The 18527-nt window shown below is 70.4% G+C and carries 13 protein-coding genes and 1 pseudogene; 4 read left to right on the top strand and 10 right to left on the bottom strand.

All coding sequences use genetic code 11. The features are described from left to right. Positions 1-74: 74 nt before the first annotated feature. From IH68_RS0125975 to IH68_RS0125955, 4 genes are all read right to left on the bottom strand, one after another. Entirely contained in the window at positions 75-2096 is a 2022-nt protein-coding gene (locus IH68_RS0125975) for an ATP-binding cassette domain-containing protein (RefSeq protein ID WP_030939514.1), read from the bottom strand. A gap of 89 nt (positions 2097-2185) precedes the next feature. Beyond that, positions 2186-2944 carry an NUDIX hydrolase gene (locus IH68_RS0125970; RefSeq protein ID WP_030939512.1) on the bottom strand — a complete coding sequence of 253 codons (759 nt, stop codon included), beginning with the start codon at positions 2942-2944 and terminating at the stop codon, positions 2186-2188. A 129-nt stretch (positions 2945-3073) separates the two neighbouring features. Continuing rightward, positions 3074-4993, bottom strand: coding sequence for a glycogen debranching N-terminal domain-containing protein (locus IH68_RS0125965; protein WP_078912611.1), 1920 nt, complete (start codon positions 4991-4993; stop codon positions 3074-3076). 855 nt (positions 4994-5848) lie between these two features. After that, on the bottom strand, positions 5849-7603 hold the full coding sequence (locus IH68_RS0125955) for a DUF4192 domain-containing protein (protein WP_030939508.1): 1755 nt from the start codon (positions 7601-7603) through the stop codon (positions 5849-5851). Between the two features lie 131 nt (positions 7604-7734). On the opposite strand from IH68_RS0125955, the gene IH68_RS0125950 reads away from it, so the two are divergent. Both IH68_RS0125950 and IH68_RS0125945 read left to right on the top strand, forming a co-directional pair. Beyond that, positions 7735-9900 carry a RecQ family ATP-dependent DNA helicase gene (locus IH68_RS0125950; RefSeq protein WP_030939506.1) on the top strand — a complete coding sequence of 722 codons (2166 nt, stop codon included), beginning with the start codon at positions 7735-7737 and terminating at the stop codon, positions 9898-9900. A gap of 306 nt (positions 9901-10206) precedes the next feature. After that, positions 10207-10842, top strand: coding sequence for a hypothetical protein (locus IH68_RS0125945; RefSeq protein ID WP_030939504.1), 636 nt, complete (start codon positions 10207-10209; stop codon positions 10840-10842). 343 nt (positions 10843-11185) lie between these two features. Here the strand turns inward: IH68_RS0125945 and IH68_RS0125940 are convergent, their stop codons facing one another. The 4 genes from IH68_RS0125940 to cutA all read right to left on the bottom strand — a co-directional run bounded on the left by IH68_RS0125940 (position 11186) and on the right by cutA (position 14130). Then, complete coding sequence (locus IH68_RS0125940; RefSeq protein WP_078912610.1) at positions 11186-11803, bottom strand: hypothetical protein; 618 nt, start codon at positions 11801-11803, stop codon at positions 11186-11188. 68 nt (positions 11804-11871) lie between these two features. Continuing rightward, positions 11872-12573, bottom strand: a complete 702-nt coding sequence (locus IH68_RS0125935; RefSeq protein ID WP_030939500.1) for a ribonuclease HII — start codon at positions 12571-12573, stop codon at positions 11872-11874. 81 nt (positions 12574-12654) lie between these two features. Continuing rightward, the gene (locus IH68_RS0125930) at positions 12655-13278 is read right to left on the bottom strand and encodes a TetR/AcrR family transcriptional regulator (protein ID WP_030939499.1); all 624 of its coding nucleotides are present in this window, start codon (positions 13276-13278) and stop codon (positions 12655-12657) included. 576 nt (positions 13279-13854) lie between these two features. Further along, positions 13855-14130, bottom strand: coding sequence for a divalent-cation tolerance protein CutA (gene cutA, locus IH68_RS0125925; protein WP_051833738.1), 276 nt, complete (start codon positions 14128-14130; stop codon positions 13855-13857). 229 nt (positions 14131-14359) lie between these two features. Between cutA and IH68_RS51860 the strand changes: the two genes are divergently transcribed. Beyond that, a complete protein-coding gene (locus tag IH68_RS51860; RefSeq protein ID WP_051833737.1) occupies positions 14360-15847 on the top strand; it encodes a serine/threonine-protein kinase in 1488 nt (495 codons plus the stop codon). Positions 15848-15960: 113 nt separating this feature from the next. On the opposite strand, the gene IH68_RS58275 is transcribed toward IH68_RS51860, so the two are convergent. Together IH68_RS58275 and IH68_RS51855 are read right to left on the bottom strand one after the other, a co-directional pair. Next, positions 15961-16119: a hypothetical protein gene (locus tag IH68_RS58275; RefSeq protein WP_234341586.1), complete on the bottom strand. Its 159-nt coding sequence runs from the start codon at positions 16117-16119 to the stop codon at positions 15961-15963. 177 nt (positions 16120-16296) lie between these two features. Beyond that, the gene (locus tag IH68_RS51855) at positions 16297-16791 is read right to left on the bottom strand and encodes a ferritin family protein (RefSeq protein ID WP_051833736.1); all 495 of its coding nucleotides are present in this window, start codon (positions 16789-16791) and stop codon (positions 16297-16299) included. Between the two features lie 785 nt (positions 16792-17576). On the opposite strand from IH68_RS51855, the pseudogene IH68_RS53520 reads away from it, so the two are divergent. Further along, positions 17577-18412, top strand: a pseudogene (locus IH68_RS53520) (IS5 family transposase). Positions 18413-18527: the final 115 nt, after the last annotated feature.

Here is an 18527-nt window from a genome sequence, read left to right as displayed (position 1 = left end):
ACGCCTTATCGGAAAGAAATGGGCTTTCCCCAGGGAGTTGCGCGCAGGGTAGGACGAAAGCGCGCGGACGGTTGTCATCGGACCCTGCTGCGCAGGGTGGTGAGCAGATACGCGCAGAGCAGAGCGGTGAGCGACAACGTCAGGGCACCACCCACAGGTTGGGCGATCACCCTCGCCACGGCCCACAGATAGCGCTCTCCCCCGAAGGGCCACTGCAGCAGGAACACCTCGCGCAACCGCAGTGGAAGCCCGGCCGCCATCCGCACGGACGATCCCGCCAAGGCCCTCTGTACGAGCGGAACGACGAGGACCGGAACGGAGATCACGGCAGCGAGTCCTGCCGTGGTGGACCGGAAGACGCCCGCGGCCAGCACTCCGGCCCAGGCACATCCGACGACGAGACCGAGCCAACTCGCGCTCATCGAAAGCCAGTCCGCGGGAACTTGCATGAGCCCCCGTCCGTAGACGATGTAGAGCACTTCGGCGTCGCAGCCGACCGTGAGGAAGGCCAGCATCAGCGCGGTGGCCGTGGCGACGAGGAGTTTTGCGGCGAGCAGCCCCAGCCGACGGGGCACGGTGCCGCGATCCGCCGCAAGTGCGGGATGGCGGAACTCGTCACCGAATGCCAGCGCGCCGAGGAGTCCCGCACCGAGCGCGGCGGGCGGCAGCGGCAGCTCGCGCGGCCACGCGGCCAGCAGGCGCGCCTGCGGGGTGTGTCCGATCCGAGCCAGGAGGACGGCGGCGAGGGCGGACACGACGAGCACGACGGCGCCGGTGACGAACCCCGTACCGATGCCGGCGGCGCGACGGATTTCGTAGCGCAGAGGGCGGAGGGGGCTGGGAGCCGGACGGACGGAGATGGGGGGAGGGAGGGAGGGAGGGCTATCGAGGGCGCCGGCTTCAGTCGGGCGTACGGCCGGCGTCGGGGCACCCCCGGACGTCACACGTGACTGGGGCGGGTTGAAGGGTGGCTTCAGCGCGCCGATGTTGCGGGGCGTCTCAGCCGGAGCCGGGGGTTGCGGTGCGGGGTGCGCTTCGTGGGACGCATCGGCCGCAGTCGGGGAAGTCGGTTCGCCACCTACCGGCCGGGATGCGTCGACCGGGGCCGAGCAGTGCTGTGCCGCGCCGGGTTCCGGGACCGCGTCCGCCGCACGTGGCTCGTCCGGCACCTGCGGCTCGTCGGCGGATTCCGCTCCGCCGACGGGGAATTCCACCGCTCCGGGCCCCATGTCCCCGATCTCGTCGGCGAGTTGATGTACGAGGATGCCGTGGCGGAAGGCTGTCTCTCCGATGTCGGCGCAACTACTGCCGTAGACGGAGAGGCGGTTGCCGCCCTCGTGTACGACTTCGACGGAGCGCTGCGCGGTGCGGGCCTCCTTGGTGAGCAGGGCGGCGAGGCGCACGACGTGCGGGCTGCGGACGGCGACGCGGGGGCGCAGCCGGGTGCGGGCGAAGTCCTCGGCGTCCTGGTCGGCGACGAGCCTGCCCCGCTCCAGCGTGACGACCCGGTCGGCGCTGCGCGCGGCCTCCTTGGGGTCGGCCGTGGTGACCAGGACGGTGCCGCCCTGGGCGGCGTGGGCGTGGAGCATGCCGTACAGCCAGCGGGCCTCGCGAAGAGAGAGACCAGCGGCGGGTTCGTCGAGCACGAGCGTGTGCGGGTCGGACAGCAGGACACAGGCCAGGCCGAGGCGGCGGTCCATGCCGCGGGAGAGGGTGCCGAGGCGTTCGTCGCGCAGGCTGACGAGGCCGACCACCTCGAGGACCTCGTCGGCGCGGCGGGCGGGGACTCCTGCGGCGGCGCACAGCATGCGGAGATGGCCACGGACGGTACGGGCCGGGTGTCCCGGTACATCACCCAGGAGCACGCCGACTTCGCGCCCCGGATGGGCGATGCGGTGCAAGGGGCGGCCCTTGAAGTAGGTGATGCCACGGCCCTGTTGGAGTTCGAGCATGAGTTTGAGTGCGGTCGTCTTGCCCGCCCCCGGCGCGCCGAGCAGCGCGGTGACGCGGCCTGCGCGTACGTCGAAGGAGACGTCGTCGACGGCGGGCGGAAGCTCCTTGCGGGGATTGCTGGTCAATCCGTAGGCCTGGATCACCCGAAGCAAGATAGCGCGCTATGTCCGATTTTTCGGGTATAGCGTGGCCCGCTCTGCAGGCCGTGACCGGTCCGCCCGGCACCCTGCCGTCACACTTCGGGGCGCAGCATGGGGGGGTTGAGCAGTGTGGCGCCGCCGGCCCGGAACAACTGGGCCGGGCGGCCGCCCTGGCGTGTGGTGGTCCCGCCGGTGGGGACGAGGAAGCCCGGCGTGCCCGTCACCTTGCGGTGGAAGTTGCGCGGGTCGAGGGCCACTCCCCACACCGCCTCGTAGACCCGGCGCAGCTCGCCGACGGTGAACTCGGTGGGGCAGAACGCCGTGGCGAGGGACGAGTACTCGATCTTGGAGCGGGCGCGCTCCACACCGTCGGACAGGATCTGCGCGTGGTCGAAGGCGAGCGGCGCCACCGGTTCGCCGTCGCGGCCGTAACCGCCCTGCTGCAGCAGCTCCTCGACCGGCGCCCAACGCGCATTGCTGGCGTCGCCGCCCGCTCGGGGTGCGGGCAGGTCGGGGGCGAGCGCCAGGTGGGCGACGCTGACCACGCGCATGCGCGGGTCCCGCTTGGGGTCTCCGTAGGTCGCGAGTTGCTCCAGGTGTGCACCGTTGTCCTGAGCGGGAACGGCAGGGTCGTGGGCGCGCAACCCGGTCTCCTCGGCCAGCTCGCGTGCGGCTGCCTGCGCCAGATCCTCGTCGGCCCGTACGAAGCCGCCCGGGAGCGCCCAGCGTCCCTGGAACGGTGGTTCACCCCTGCGGACCGCCAGCGCGCACAGGGCATGGCGGCGCACGGTCAGCACGACCAGGTCCACGGTGACGGCGAAGGGCGGAAATGCTGACGGGTCGTAGGGCATGCGGCGATCATAGTCGTCTGCCTGACGATAAACACTCCTTTCGTCGGCCGCTTCGACGGCTTCCACTTCGGTCCGGTATGAGCCTCGCTCCCTGGTTCCGGGTGCTGTGCGGTGGTACGTCGTCCGAGGTCACACTCCCAATTGCAGCCCGTCGGCTGCCTCCTCGACCATGGCGAGGCCGAGGCGGCTGACCCGTGCGGAGAAGGGGGCACCGGCGATTCGAAGTCCCCTCAGGACGATCTCGCCCAGGGGTGCACTGTGCATGGGCCGCAGTGTGACCGTCCCGGCCGGAGCGTCCGGACGGATACCCGCGAGGGTCACCAGCAGCAGCACGCCGGCGGCCGCCGCGGTGGCGGCCGGACGACAGGCCGCCGGGTGCGGGAGGGGCGCGCTCCCGGCGGTGCGCTGCTCCCCCGCGTACATCTCGGGCAGCCGGTGCCCGAAGCTCTCGGCCGCCGCCAGGGCCCCTTTCAGCAGCGAACCTGCCTCCTTCTCGTAGCCGGCGCCGGCCAGGCCTGCGACGGCGATGGCCGTCTCGTGGACCCGCACGGCACCGCTGCGGTGGCCGAACGGGTTGTATCCGGCCTCCTTCGCGCCCAGTCCCCGCAGCCCCCAGCCCGAGTCCATCCCCGGGCCGCCGAGCAAGCGGGCGAGTTGTTCGGTCTGCACCTTGTCGAGCAGCCCAGGGGCCGGCTCGCCCCCGCCGAGCAGGCCGGTGTCGAGGAGATGGGCGGCGGCAGCACCCAGGTACGGCAGCGGGGTGCCGTCGGGGGCGAGAGCAGCGGCCGGCCTGCCTCCACCCCGGTCGTCGACCCAGAATTCCTCCCTGAACTGCGCCCGCAGCATCTGGGCCCACCGCCGCAGCTCGGCGCCGCCCGGTCTCCCGCAGCCATCGAGCAGATCGGCGCCCAGGAGGGCCGCGCGGTGGGCGTGGGCCTGCGTCTCACAGCGGACGGGACCGCCGGGATGCGGGTCACACAGGTAGGTGCCCTCGCCGACGGTCGTCCGCAGCCAGGCCAGACAGCGCTCGGCCGCCGGCAGCAGTTCCTCCGTCTCGGCCTCGGAAAGGCCCCAGCGGCGTGCCTCCGCGAGGAGCGCGGGGAAGAGCAGCGTGGCTTCCGTGCCGGTACAACCCGGCGGCAGATGGATGCCCGCATCCCGTCGTGGCCCGGGGAGCATGCCGGACTGCGGCCCCGCGCCCCTGAGTTGGGTGCGTGCGAGGGTACGCAGCGTGCCTACGGCAAGCCGGGTACCGAGGGGCAGCGTCATCCGCGCAGCCGCCAGTGCCTCAGCCGGGGCCGGACCGCAGCGCCAGGGGGCTCCTGCCGCGAGTTGCATGTCGGAAGGGTGCGCGGGGTCGCGCAGCAGGAGGGCATGGAGATCCCCGACGCTTGTCTGCAGCAGCGGCTGAACCCTGGGGTCGTCACCGGACGCCCGAGCGGCGGCAAGAGGGCTCGTGGCCGTGCGGCTCGCGGCCCGGACAGGCCCCGCTCCGTCCGCCCGTACCCTCAGCTCCACGCTTGTGCTGCCGCCAGGGGACAGCTCGAACTCCCAGCGCAGCAACCCGGCGGAGGCCAGTGCGTCCGCGGGCGGCGGATCTGCCGTGACCGACGAGCTCCCGGTGGCGCAGGACCAGCGCAGGCCCGAGTCGTGGACGCTGGCGGGCAGTTCGGGTCCAGCGGTGCCCGATGCGATGGCGCCCAGGTCGGCCAGGTCCGTACCGAGAGCGACTTCGAGAGGCACTCGCAGGGGGCGCCGGGCCGCGCTGTGCAAGGTGATGCGCTCCGTCCCGTCCGCGTGGCGAATGCGCTCGACGACGACGTCCGGGTCCGGGCCGGAGTGCGGCGAGGCACGCAGCGTGCCCACGAAGCGGGCTCGGTCGGCCGAGGTCATCCGGGCTTGCACCGCCAGCGGTTCGCGCCCCGCCACGCGGACCTGGCAACGGGAGAGCACGCGTCGGCCCGCGCGGTAGAACCCTTCCAGTCCCTGGCCCGTCATCTGCCCGTGCTCCGACGAGATGGCGAGTCCAGGGAGCGCGACGCAGATCATGGCGGTATGCGTGGACGGCAGTTCCACGGACCAGCGGGGTGCCGGCAGCGTTGCAGCTCGGGGCGACGGAGTTGTTCCTGGGGGTGGGAGGGCGGACGAGCGGGGCGTCTGGCCTGGTGGTGAGGGCAGAATCCGGGCCTGGCCTGTGGGTGACGGCGATGAGCGTTGTCGGCCTGTGAGTGGGTCGGAGGGTCGGCCCCGATCGGCCGCCCCGGCCGGGAGTTGGTCCGAGGGCGTCGGCAAGGGCGTGGAGCAGCCCGGCTCGCTCGGCTCGAGTGCACAGGACCCCGCGTCGGGCGGGCGGACGGCGGTGAGGCCCTGGACGGTCTGCTTGCCAGAGAGTCGGTCCTGATCGGTCGCCCCGGTTGCGGGCCCGGGTCGTTCCGTCGCCCCAGGCAGGTACCAGCCCTGGCCGCTCGGTGGAGAGGCGCGTGTGGCGTCGGCCGCGGACCGGGCGTCGCGCCGGGCGGCACGGTCCGCGTGTGTCGGCAGGCGGGCCCCCGTCCCGGGAGACAGCGTGGACCGGCTTGAGCCGGGAGTGCCGTCGCCGGCAGCGGAGGGCTGAGTCGGCTGATGCATGGGGCGGCTTCTTCTGCGCTTGGTGCACCTCGGGCGTATGCGGCGCCGGGTGGGGGGATCCGGACGGACGTGGACTGTGTGGCGGCCCCGCCCATTCAGGCGTTCCGCCACTCAGGTGAACGGCAGAGCAGTCCTCCGGGTCACGCCCGCGGCGAGCCCGCCCGGACGGGCGACGGCGACGCTGCCCGCCCCCGGCGAATTCTGGTTCCCGCGCATGGGGCGCCCCGCAACTGCCGTCGATCCGGGCCCCCCGACCAACGTTCGCCCAGCACCTGCTCACGCCTCCTCCTGTGTGCCGTCGCTTCCGGGACGCAGGCTTTCGGGGCACTGGTCGCCACGGCGCGCCGCGCCCTTCCCGGGAGTACGCGGACGCGTGCGGCCAGTCCGTGCGGAGTCGGGACGGCTAGCGCTTGCCACTGCCGTCCGTGCGCGAGGGACGCTCGTACCGCTCCCCCGGCCCTCTGCCCGCGCCGAGCGGGAGTGGCTGCGGAGCGTGCCACTGGAACGGACACGGCGTCGCAGGCGGGAGGTCTCCTCCGACACCGACACCGACTCCGACACCGACTCCGACACCGATGCGGAGGCCGAGTCGGACACCAGCTCCGACGTCCGCCCCGACTCGATGGCCTGGGCCGTCACCGGCTCTGCGGTTCCCTCCTTGCCGTGCGACTGCTGGGCTGCCGGCCGCCCCCGGTCCTGTCGCTCCGCGCGCAGGCAGCGGCGGATCGACTCAGGTTCCAGCCCTTCGTTGCAGGCCTGGTGCAGCAGGCGGGCGAAGAGGTAGCCCGGATCCGCGCCGAGCGCCATGGCGAGGGCTTCCCGGGCTTCCAGGTCGTCACCTGCGGACCAGGCGACCCAACCGGCCAGCGTCAGCGGTGCCGCCGCGTGTTCGCCGTAGGGTCCGACGCACCGGCGGGCCAGGGCCCGCCAGAGCCGGAGTGCGAGCGCGGCCTCCTCGCCCTCCATCCACTCGGCCGCGCGGTCTCGGGTCGCACGGTCCTGCAAGCCGAGAATCAGTGCCGCGGCTTCGTCGTGTGCGAGCAGTTCGTCATCGCGGAGATCCGCCGTCAGCGTGCCGGACACGGGCGGTACGCCCGCAAGTCGGCGCATGATCTGCGCGGACAGCTCCAGTGTCTCTTCGGCGACACCCTCGCGGCCGGCGCCGTCGAGGATCCTGGGGACCAACGCCATGCTCGCGGTGTCCAGGGCGCTCTCCTGCTCCAGGGCGGCCGCAGTCTCCCAGGGCAGCAGCCTGGCGCGCAGTTCGCGCAGCGTGCCCCGTACCTGCAGGCCGGCGTAGGTGGCAGCGGCGGCCAGCACGGAGGTGCCGGGCAGGCCCATGGGAAGCCCCTCGGGCGGGCAGCACGCTTCGTGCCCGCAGCAGTAGGACCAGAAGCGGCCGTCCGAGATGCACAGCGCCTCGATCACCGGCACATCGAGCTGACCGCACTCGACGCGCAGTTTCTGGGCCAGCGGGCGCAATCGTTCCATGACCTGCCGACCCGACTCGCCCTTTGCCGGCTCCTGGCAGAGGTAGGCCACCATCTGTTCGGGCCGGGCTCCCCTGCGCTCACTGCCAGTGACCAGCCCGTGGGCCAACTGCTGGGCAACCGAAGCCCAGTCGTCCGCACTCGCCGGAATGCCGAGCCGGGCGCGGCCGCCGAAACGACCGCGGCCGTCCCTGTCGTGCAGGGCGACCAGGACGATGCTTTCCTCGGGCCGGTACCCCAGCAGATAGGGGAGGGCATCGGCCAGTTCGGCCGGGGTGCGCAGCGTGACCTGGTGCTCGGGGCCATGGCTGTCGTAGGCGGTGCAGTCGACGTGGTCCGGACGGCCCGGGCGCTCCTCGCTAGTGTCTTGCGCACCGTACGTGCCTTGGTCGTCGCGTCCGCCGTGGTCGTCCGAAGCGGCCGGGCCGACGTGCTTTTCCCGTCGGCCGGGTGCGCCGTCACCGTCGTGGCGCTCGGCGCCTTCACATCCGGAGGCTTTGCCGTTTTCGGGGGATCCAGTGGTTTCGCTGTGATTCGTCATGCGCAGACGATCTCGCGGATCGCGATATTCCGGTTTGCCCTGTGGATAAGTCGGGCCAGGGACACGTCAAGACCTCCTCTCCCCCACGGACCTGGCCGGGCTTGTCAGTGCCGTCCTGTTTGATGGGATGCATGGAGCACACGAGCAACACGGAACTCCGGGCGGCCGCCGACACAGTCCTCGCCCGCCTCGTCGGGGACGCCACGGGGGGCGCCCGGCTGCGCGAGGACCAGTGGCGGGCGATCGAGGCGCTGGTCGCCGACAGACGCCGGGCGCTCGTCGTGCAGCGCACGGGGTGGGGCAAGTCTGCGGTGTACTTCGTGGCGACGTCACTACTGCGGGCCCGGGGCAGCGGGCCCACGGTCATCGTCTCCCCGCTGCTCGCACTGATGCGCAACCAGGTCGAGGCCGCAGCACGGGCCGGTATCCATGCACGGACGATCAACTCCTCGAACACCGAGGAGTGGGACACCGTTCAGGACGAGATCGCCGCCGGTGAGGTCGACGTCCTGCTGGTCAGTCCGGAGCGCCTCAACAACCCGGACTTCCGGGATCAGGTGCTGCCCAAGCTCGCCGCCGCCACCGGACTCCTCGTGGTGGACGAGGCCCACTGCATCTCCGACTGGGGGCACGACTTCCGCCCGGACTACCGGCGGCTGCGCACCATGCTCGGTGATCTCCCGCCGGGCGTCCCGGTGCTCGCGACCACTGCCACCGCCAACGCGCGCGTGACCGCCGACGTCGCCGAACAGCTCGGCACCGGGGGCTCGTCGGACGCCCTGGTGCTGCGAGGCCCGTTGGACCGGGAGAGCCTGAGCCTGAGCGTCCTGCGGCTGCCGGACGCCGCACACCGTATGGCCTGGCTCGCCGACCACCTGGGCGAGTTGCCGGGTTCCGGGATCATCTACACACTCACCGTGGCCGCGGCCGAGGAGGTCACTGCTTTCCTGCGGCATCGCGGCCACACGGTCGCTTCCTACACGGGCAGGACCGAGAACGCCGACCGGCAGCAGGCCGAGGACGACCTCCTCGCCAACAGGGTCAAGGCCCTGGTCGCCACCTCCGCACTGGGCATGGGGTTCGACAAACCGGATCTCGGATTCGTGGTGCACCTCGGCTCGCCGTCCTCGCCCATCGCCTACTACCAGCAGGTGGGCCGCGCCGGACGCGGCGTCGAACACGCCGAGGTGCTTCTGCTGCCGGGGAAGGAGGACGAGGCGATCTGGGATTACTTCGCGTCGCTCGCCTTCCCGCCGGAAGACCTGGTGCGCCGCACTCTCGACGTGATCGCGCACGCGGACAAGCCCTTGTCGCTGCCCGCCCTGGAGCCCTTGGTGGAGCTGCGCCGCTCCCGCCTGGAGACCATGCTCAAGGTTCTCGACGTGGACGGGGCGGTCAAGCGGGTCAGGGGCGGCTGGATCGCAACGGGGCAACCGTGGACGTACGAGGCGGAGCGGTACGACTGGGTGGCGCGGCAGCGCAGCACCGAGCAGCAGGCGATGCGCGAGTACTCCTCGACGACCGAGTGCCGTATGGAGTTCCTGCAACGCCAGCTGGACGACGAGGGCGCCAAGCCCTGCGGCCGCTGCGACAACTGCGCGGGCGCGCGGTTCACCACGGACATGTCCACGACGGCACTGGACGCGGCGCGTGTCGATCTCGGCCGGGCGGGCGTCGAGGTGGAGCCACGCCGTATGTGGCCGACCGGCCTGCCGGCGATCGGCGTCGACCTCAAGGGCCGCATCCCGATCGGTGAACAGGCCGCTCCGGGGCGGGCGTTGGGCCGCCTGTCGGACATCGGCTGGGGCAACCGGCTGCGGCCGATGCTGGCGCCACACGCCCCCGACGGCCCCGTGCCGGACGACGTGGCGAAGGCCGTCGTGGGCGTGCTCGCCGACTGGGCCAAGGGGCCGGGGGGATGGGCTTCGGGGGCGGCTGACCCGCAGCCCCGCCCGGTGGGTGTGGTCACCGTCTCCTCGCGCACCCGCCCTCAGTTGATCAACTCCCTGGGCGCGCGGATCGCGGAGATCGGCAGGCTGCCGTTGCTCGGCTCCGTGGAATACACGAGCGACGCGCCCCACGTCTCCCGGAGCAACAGTGCACAGCGCTTGAAGGCACTGACCGGCACGCTGATCGTGCCGCCCGCCCTCGCTTCCGCTCTATCCGAGGCCGGAGGTCCGGTCCTTCTCGTGGACGACTTCACCGAGACGGGCTGGACTCTCGCGGTCGCGGCCCGCATGCTCCGACGTGCCGGTGCGCAGGGGGTGTTGCCACTCGTCCTGGCCGTCCAGAGCTGACCGCGGCGCGGCCCCGCCCGCCCAGCAGCCCTGCCTTGAACCCTCCGCCCCAACGGCGCACCAACTCGGGGTGAACGGTCAGCTCATGCGTCGTGACGCAACGCACTGGGTAGGGATATAAACCGCACACCGTCATGTTTCGGTCAGTGGCCCCAATTGCTCGTTGCCGCATCCAAGTTCGACAGGAAGAATTGAAGTCCGCTCCCCGCACGGCTCGTCCGTGGTCCGGTAGGGCTCTGCTGCGGCGTGCGCTCCCCTGAACAAGACCCCCGCCCGCAGTGTGGGCGCGTAGCCGAAGGGAGGACCGTGACCTTCGGATTCGCTCCGTCCTCGGCGGCATCCACGTCGACGTCTGCCGACCTGTCCGCCGCATCCGCCAACCCTCTCACCCGCATGCTCGAACCCGCGGAGTGGGCCGCCGCCGGAATTCCCCTGCTGCGCAACCCCCGAGAGGTCGTCAGCGGACTCCATTCCCGGCATCGCCCAAGGCCCGCGACCGCGGTGGTGGCCGTCCTCGACCCGGACGAACGCCTGTGCGCGAGCGCCTCGTTCACCCGCCGCCCGACTCCCGCCGACGGCTGGATGTTCCGCAACACGCTGCTTGCGCAGCTTCGCCGGGTCATCCCTCACGACCTGCGGCGCCGCACACCGGTGCGCACCGCGGTGCTGCTCTACTGCCGTGAGGGCGACGCGCGTTGGACCGAGGAGGACGGCGCATGGATGTGGGGCCTGCGTGACGCGTGCACACTGCACGGACTGCGCTGCGGGGCGTACATCACGCTGACCCGGGACGGCTGGCAGGTGCTCGGGGAGGGCCGCGGCGGGCGCCGGCCCAGCGCGGACTCCTCACCGGAGCCCTTCGGCATGTCCGAGGCGCCGCCCCCGCTGCCACGCACCGGTGGTGCCGCCTCGGAGGTCCTGCGCCGCGCTGCGGCCCGCTGAGAACACCGACGGGCCACGCTCGACCGACCAGCACGCTTCCCTCGTACGCCGGCTTCGCGGCCCACCGCACGAGGGGCGTTGCACGCAACGGTCAAGGCCCCGTCGACACTCCGAGCAACCACCGCCGCATGCTGTGGGGGACGTTCGCTGCACGAACGACGGGTGTCCGCCTGGCGCTCCGACGTTCCCCCACGTCCTGGTCACCCGCCGCAGGAGCAGACGGAAGCGCTCGCGCACCGGGCATTCCTGCCGTATCTGCGCACGCCGAAACGCCAGCTGTGCCGATGCCGCCACAGCGGCGTCCTCGTCGCTCCGGCATCCCCGTGGGCGTACCGGAACAGACTCAGACGCTCGCGCCCAGCACCGAGTTGATCTGCTGCGGGTCGCCGCAGACGATCAGCAGGGCTCCGGCCCGGGTGAGGGCCAGCGGCAAGGCGGAGGCGGCGGCTGGGTCGGGACCGCCGTTGACGGCAACCACGACCACGGGACGCGAGGCGGCGCGACCAGCGGCAGAGGCGTCCGTGTAGAAGACGTCGTCGCCCGCGTCGTGCTGCGCCCAGTAGGAGGCTTCACCGAAGGACAGCTCGTGGGCGGCCCACGGGTGCTGCTCACCGGTGGTGATCACCAGTACGTCGCCGGGGGCACGACCCGAGTCCAGAAGCAGGTCCACGGCTTCCTCGGCGGCGTCGAGCGCGCCCTCCGCCGAGGCCGGGATCAGCTGGATCTGCGGGTTGGCCGCAGCAGTGACAGCGGCAGGGGCAGCCGGGACCGAGGGTCCGGGCTTGGCCACGGCCACGTCACGCGACGTGCGCTGCACCGGCGGCGTGGGCCGGAGCGGACCAGGACGACCGGGACGCGGCGGAGCCGCGGGACGGGGACCGGGTACGGGACGGGGGGTCGGCGCGGTGCGGGGACCCTGGGCACTCTCGTGAATCTGAGGCTCCTCGGGAATGAGAGGCATGGGCTGATATTTATCAAACGTTGGTGCGGCTCGCGTCGGCGGGTGGCACATGAGCGCGAGCGGAATCGTCAGAAGTCGAAGCCGAGCTGGCCCTCGATCTCCGGAACGCCTCCGTCCGCCCAACTGCGGACCTTCTTGAGATGTCGCCACTGGGGCAGCGCATCAAGATACGCCCACGACAACCGGTGGTACGGGGTGGGCCCCCGCTCCGCCAGTGCGGCCTTGTGCACGGGCGACGGATACCCGGCGTTGTCCGCAAAACCGAAGTCTGCATGGTCGATACCCAGTTCGGCCATCATTTTGTCGCGCTGAACCTTGGCGATCACCGAGGCCGCCGCGACCGCCACGCACGACTGGTCGCCCTTGATGACCGTACGGACCTGCCAGGGCGAGCCCAGATAGTCGTGCTTGCCGTCGAGGATCACCGCGTCGGGACGGACCGGCAGAGCCTCCAGGGCGCGACCCGCCGCGAGGCGCAGTGCTGCGGTCATGCCCAGTTCGTCGATCTCCTCAGGCGAGGCGTGCCCCAGCGCGTACGAGGTCACCCACTTCTGCAGTTCCACGGCAAGAACGGTGCGCCGCTTCACGGTGAGCAGCTTGGAGTCGGTGAGGCCCTCGGGAGGCCGACGCAGTCCCGTGACCGCCGCGCAGACGGTGACGGGGCCGGCCCACGCACCGCGCCCCACCTCGTCGACACCGGCAATGATCTTCGCTCCGGTCGTGGCGCGGAGGGAGCGCTCGACGGTGTGAGTAGGTGGTTCGTACGGCATGGCGCCTTCAGCCTACGCCCCGCGGATCACTCGGCGACACCCCGGCTCCCCCTACCACTTCAGGACTGCGGCGCCCCGCACTCAGCCGACACCCGGGCGCAGCAGCGGAACCATCAACTGGTCGATCATCTCCTCGAGATCACGATCGTCCCATTCGCTTCCGCGTAGCTTGGAGCGGTACATCATCATGGCCGGTATGACATCGAAGACATAGCTGTTCGCCGCGTCGGGTCGCACCTCATTCCGCTCTATTCCACGGGTGATGACCTCGCGAAGCAGCTTGATGGTGGGCTCCACGATCCCGTCGAAGATCACGCCATGGAAGCGCTCCGCCTGAATCGGGTCGCACTCGTGAATCACGGAGCGGACCGCGAAACCGGGTCGCGAGAACATCGCCTCACGCGCCTGCCGGCACAGCGCAAGCAGATCTTCGCGCACGCTGCCCAGGTCGGGCGTCTCCTCTATGCGCGGCAGTCCGGCCTGCAGGGCGTCAGCGACGAGATCCTCCTTGGACGGCCAGCGTCGATAGACGGCGGCCTTGCCGGTCTGGGCGCCGGCAGCGACACCCTCCATGGTGAGGCCGTTCCAGCCGACCGTGCTGAGCTGTTCCAGGGCGGCATCGAGGATCGCGCGTTCGAGCACGGCGCCGCGCCGACGGAGGGAGGCCGCCTGAGCGGGGGCGGCCGTCCAGCGCGAAGTAACCATCTGCGTATCTCCAGCGAGCAGGGGGAGCGGGGTTTTCGGGGGGTGGGACCGCACCACGTGGCAACAACGGAGGATTCGCCACGTGACACCAATTTAAGTGAACGCTTGCGTTCACTATCGGGGACTCACTACGGTTGACGCGACAGTGAACGCGAGCGTTCACTAAGGCACTTGTGGGGGACCCATAGTGACAACCTCTCAGTTGATCAAGGAAAAGAAGCCAGGTGCGGCTCGCCGGGAGGGGCATCCCGGCATTGCGCTCGCAGTCATCGCGGCCTGCCAACTCATGGTGGTACTCGAGCCACCGAGTATGAGGCGGGCTGGAGTGGACTTCAACAGCCCTCCGCAACGTTCCCCAGCTCACAAGCCGTTTGCCCCGGAGGGGTAGGGCCCGCCCAACGGGGCTGCGACGTCTGGGAGGTCGGGCCAGAGCGTCGATGGAGCGCTGGAGGAAGTCCCTGACCTCCTTCGCCGTCAGCGCATCGGAGGGCCGCCTCGAGGCCGCCGTGGGATGCCGGTCACCCTCAACTTCCCTTGCAGTCACGTCTCTACGCTAGGAGGGCAACCTCAGCGTGGTCACGCCGAAGGTCCGTCCGGAGACACAGAGCACGCCCCAAGAGGGTGCTTCTCGGACAGCCACGCCTCCAGTTGCGGGAGACGGTCCGTCGTCGTCATGTACGAGATCCGCCACTCCCGCGCCGTCTCGACTTCGTTCTTCCACCAGTAAACGGCTGTGATCGGCGCGTCGATGTGAACGCCCGCTGCCAGCTTGCTCTCGACCGCACCTCGTGCCAGCGCCATCGCGAGGGCTTCGTCGTCGATGGTCGTCTGCGCGATCACGACCTCGGTCATGCCACTGCCTCTCAAGCTAGGTGCGCTATGACCCTACCCAGCGGCCTGTCGTGCTCGCGCAGTTCCAAACGGCCAAGCAACGGCCAGGGCGCGCAGCAACAGCTCAGAGTCGGCGGACATTGGCGAGGTCGTCTACACCACGACATGCCCAACTCGATCAGGGCCTGCCTTCAGCGGGCAGACTGGTGATCGCCCGGCGGGCGGCCACGTGCTCGGGCATGATGCCTGCATGGTGTCGGGGGGAGAAGCGGAGGCCGCCACGTCCGAGGGGCGACTGATCGGCGGGCGGTACCGGCTGGGCGAGCAGCTCGGCGCGGGCGGCATGGGGGCGGTGTGGGCCGGGCTCGACGTGCTCGTCGGGCGGGAAGTCGCTGTGAAGGAGGCGTACGTCGCCCAGGGCCCGTCACGCGTCGAACGGATCCTGCGCGAGGCGCGCGCCGCGGCCCGGGTGAACCACCCCTCGGTCGTGACCGTCCATGACGTGGTGATGGAGGACGGCCGGCCCTGGATCGTTATGGAGCGCGTGCACGGCGAGTCCCTCGCGGACCTCCTGGAACGGCAGGGGCCCCTGCCCGAACGGGAAGTGGCACGGATCGCCCTGTGCGTGCTGGAGGCCCTCTCCGCCGCTCATGTCCGCGGTGTCCTGCACCGCGACGTGAAACCGGGGAACGTGCTGCTCGGCACCGACGGTCGCGTGGTCCTCTCGGACTTCGGCATCGCGTACATCGCGGGCGAGGAGTCCCTGACCCGGTCCGGCGAGTTCATGGGGTCGCTGGCCTACACCGCGCCGGAGCGCATGGGCGGCAGCCGCCCGGGCCCCGCCTCCGACCTGTGGTCGCTGGGTGTGCTGCTTTTCCAGATGGTGGAGGGGTGGTCGCCGTTCCAGCGGGATTCGGTGGAGGGGACGGTCGGTGCGGTGCTCACGGCAAAGACTCCGGGGACGCGGCGAGCAGACGCGCTGGCCTCCGTCATCGCCGACCTGTTGTCCAAGGAGCCGGGCGAGCGGCCTGAGGCGGACCAGGTCGTGGTTGCGCTGCGCGGCGTGGCGGGCGAGGGCGTCGGCCGACACGACATACCGACCACGAGCGGCGGCAGCGGCCGGCGACTGTGGCTCGGGGCGGCCACCATCGCCGTAACCTTCGTGCTCGTGCTCCTGGCGATGAACGGCTGGCCGGGCAATGGCAAGAAGGAGCCGAGCGCCGACGGCTCACCCACGCCGTCTCACACTGCCACTCCCACGCCCACGGTCACAGCCGCCAAGGGCTATGTCCACGTCCGGGAAGACGAGTTCGGGCTCGAAGTACCGGCCGGATGGCAACGGCACGCCAAGAACGCCGACGGGCAGTACCGCTATACAAAGGGCTCGTACGAGCTCGTCGTCGTCCCCGGCCGGGACAGCGTGAAGGCGTATGCGGGTGGTCCGATCGACTACCAGCGGGACGACGAACCCGAATTGCAGCCCTATCGCGACTCGACCTGGGGTACGGCCTCGGGCATCCGCCTCGTCGAGGCGGGCGACCGGACCTTGGCGGAAGGGCAGTTCACCTGGCAGAAGGACGAGCGGGGACAGGAGGTGTTCGCGCGGAACCTCGTCCTCCTCGTCGACGGGCGCTACCACGTGGTCCTCGTACTCGGGCCTTCGAACGAACGGGAAACCGTGGGGCGGATCTACGACAGAGCCACGGCGACATACGTGGCGACAGGTAGCGGGACATAGAAAGTTTCCCTGTCTCCATGAAAGTCGTCGGCGCCTCGGCGTGCCTCCTCCGGCACCCACTGCCAGCTCGTGTGAGCAGAGGCACGACCGTCAGCAGAGTGGCGTGTGGCCCACTACCGGTAGCGGCGGGCGGGGGCCAACCAGGTCACCGCCATCGACGCTTCCGCTGCATCGTCCTCGTCACCGGGATCGTCAGGGGCGAGGGCTTGCCGGACCTGCTCGATCTGCCGCTCGATCCCCCGCAGGTTCTCCTGAAGATCCATCGTGACCACGCCGTCCACGGTGACCTTCAGCGGGTCAGCAATGAGCTTGGCTCGCCGCTCCCCAGCACTTCGAGTGCGACCGCGCGCGTCGACCGCAGGCGGAAGAACCTGCGCTCCAGATCGTCAGGCACAGTGCAGAGTCGGACGGAGGGGAGGGTCCGGCTCCACACCGTGCGGTGAGCGTACTTACGCAGACGGCGCCCTCGTACGACGCGATGGCGTCTTCTTTACGGCGCCGCCGGTCTCATCCGACCCCTGCTCGGGCTCGGCCGTACCTCCCGTCGGGTCCGGCTCGCCGACAGCGATCGGCGCTGGCTCGGCCTCGTCGCAAGGCGGCGACTCCCATGCGTCCGGGTTTGTCACCGGCGCCGCGATCTCCGGCGGCGGGCATGCGGCGTTGTGCCGGAAGAGGCGGGCGGCCTGGTGGTCGCGGATGGCGTCGGCGCGGCGGGCGAAGGTGGGATACATGACCTCGGCCTCGTAGCGTTCGCCAGCGATGGACCTGGTCAGGTTGGCCCGTGTGGTGCCGACCAGGCAGTACAGGACGGCTTCGCCGGCGAAGTGCTCGTACAGCTCGACTTGTGCGGTTCCCCGGAACAGGCGGCCCGGGGCTGGGCGGTGGCCAGCGGCGTGGTCGGCGTACAGGGTGTAGCGGGCGTGGGCGAGAGCCTCGCCGGGCATGGCGGTGTCGAGATTGGCCCGGTGCGGGCAGAACGGACCCTCGGGCCCCGATACCCGATCCCGCTGGTACAAGGCGACGTCCGCTCAAGAGACGCTTGACTTCGCCTGACTGTCCACACCCTTGGGGATGCTCTTGGTTCCTTGGTCGGCCGGAGTTCCTCCGTCACTGGAATGTAGGCGTCGACGAAACAGGGAGTCTGTGGGAGCGAAATTGGGTACGGGGATCTTCGTGCCGTTTGCCCCGGACTGCGACAAGCTCTCGCTACCAAGGGAACGGTGACAAGCCCGACCGAGTAGGGGGATGTGCATGCAGGAAGAGCCGAACGACGAAGCGGCACGGATCGCCGCCAACGCCATCGGTGCCTCCGCCCATTCCCGTGTCACTCACCCTCGACCTCGACGAAGTCCGGCACATCGGCCCAACACGTGCCGAAACACTTGGCCCAGGGGCCCTTCGCCGGTGCGGCTCGACCCTCGGCACCGACCACATGGTCTTGCGCGTTGGGCACAACGGCTGTCGGCGTCGTGCGAAAAGTGGACCGTCCACGGCGCTTGGGGTTCGCCGTTACCGGTCCACTTTTGAGGCGTCGCCGACAAACGGCCAGCCGCACCCGAGGCCACGAACTCCCAGACACCTGACACAGCGTCAGCCGAGCACTCCCACGAACACGCCCCTGACCAGCAGGAATAGAAAACTACAACTGGATTACTAGAGGGCGTCTGAAAAGCCTGTCAGTGGGCAAGTTTCCTGGTAGCGGGGTGGTGCGCACTTTCGGGGAGCTGAGGTGTGCGGGCTGCGCACCCGCTACTTGACGGATCTGTCCGATCCGGAGTGGGAGATCCTCTGTCCGCTGGTTCCGGCGGTGAAGCCTGGTGGACGACCGGCGAGACATACCCGGCGGGAGATCCTCAACGCGTTGGTGTACTGGCTGCGGGCCGGCTGCGCCTGGAGGCTGTTGCCGCATGATCTGCCGCCGTGGCAGACCGTCTACCACTACTGGCGGCGATGGCAGCAAGAAGGCGTGTGGGAGCGGATGTTGACGGCGCTGCGCGAGCGCGAGCGTGTGCAACTCGGCCGTGATCCCACGCCCAGCGCGGCCATCGTGGACAGTCAGAGCGTCCGAGCCAGTGAGCGCAGTGGCCTGCACGGGTACGACGGTGGCAAGAAGGTCAGCGGCATCAAACGCCACCTGCTCGTCGATACCCGCGGCACTGTCCTGGTGGCCTGTGTGAGCCCGGCGAGCGTCGGCGATCGTGACGGCGCCGCGGTGCTGTTCTCGATGCCTTTTCGCGTCTGCGTCACGTGTGGGCGGACCAGGGGTACCGCGGCGCCGACTTCCACGCCTGGGCCCGGGAGGCCACCGGCATCACCGTGGAGGTCGTGCAGCGCCGCGACGGAGGATTCCGCTCGACCTGGACTCGAGTGGGGACACCGCCTCCGGCAGTGCCCGTCTTCGCGGTTGTCCCGCGGCGTTGGGTGGTAGAGCAGAGATTCGCCTGGCTGGGACGGTGCCGTCGCCTGTCGAAGGACTACGAGTACCTGCGCGTGTGTTCGGAGAACGCCATCTACCTCACCATGGCCATGCTCCTCGTGCGGTGCCTTGCGAGATCAGCCCACTGAACCTCTTTCATCCTGGGGTCTGAGGAGTGAAACAGGCTGGTCAGGTGGGGTGACGTAGCGAAGCCCCTCGTCGTTGGTGTGGTGATCTCACTCAACACGCCGACGGCCGGGGGGC

Source organism: Streptomyces sp. NRRL S-646 (assembly GCF_000720765.1).
Lineage (GTDB): Bacteria > Actinomycetota > Actinomycetes > Streptomycetales > Streptomycetaceae > Streptomyces.
Note: the sequence above shows the minus strand (reverse complement) of the source record. Positions and strands in the feature narration are given on the sequence as shown.

What these genes read in the sequence shown, in the direction of transcription:
- IH68_RS0125970 (WP_030939512.1), bottom strand. Translation starts at nt 2,944, where the DNA reads ATGCCCTACGACCCGTCAGCATTTCCGCCCTTCGCCGTCACCGTGGAC.
- IH68_RS0125965 (WP_078912611.1), bottom strand. Translation starts at nt 4,993, where the DNA reads ATGATCTGCGTCGCGCTCCCTGGACTCGCCATCTCGTCGGAGCACGGG.
- IH68_RS0125955 (WP_030939508.1), bottom strand. Translation starts at nt 7,603, where the DNA reads ATGACGAATCACAGCGAAACCACTGGATCCCCCGAAAACGGCAAAGCC.
- IH68_RS0125950 (WP_030939506.1), top strand. Translation starts at nt 7,735, where the DNA reads ATGGAGCACACGAGCAACACGGAACTCCGGGCGGCCGCCGACACAGTC.
- IH68_RS0125940 (WP_078912610.1), bottom strand. Translation starts at nt 11,803, where the DNA reads ATGCCTCTCATTCCCGAGGAGCCTCAGATTCACGAGAGTGCCCAGGGT.
- IH68_RS0125935 (WP_030939500.1), bottom strand. Translation starts at nt 12,573, where the DNA reads ATGCCGTACGAACCACCTACTCACACCGTCGAGCGCTCCCTCCGCGCC.
- IH68_RS0125930 (WP_030939499.1), bottom strand. Translation starts at nt 13,278, where the DNA reads ATGGTTACTTCGCGCTGGACGGCCGCCCCCGCTCAGGCGGCCTCCCTC.
- cutA (WP_051833738.1), bottom strand. Translation starts at nt 14,130, where the DNA reads ATGACCGAGGTCGTGATCGCGCAGACGACCATCGACGACGAAGCCCTC.
- IH68_RS51860 (WP_051833737.1), top strand. Translation starts at nt 14,360, where the DNA reads ATGGTGTCGGGGGGAGAAGCGGAGGCCGCCACGTCCGAGGGGCGACTG.
- IH68_RS51855 (WP_051833736.1), bottom strand. Translation starts at nt 16,791, where the DNA reads ATGCCCGGCGAGGCTCTCGCCCACGCCCGCTACACCCTGTACGCCGAC.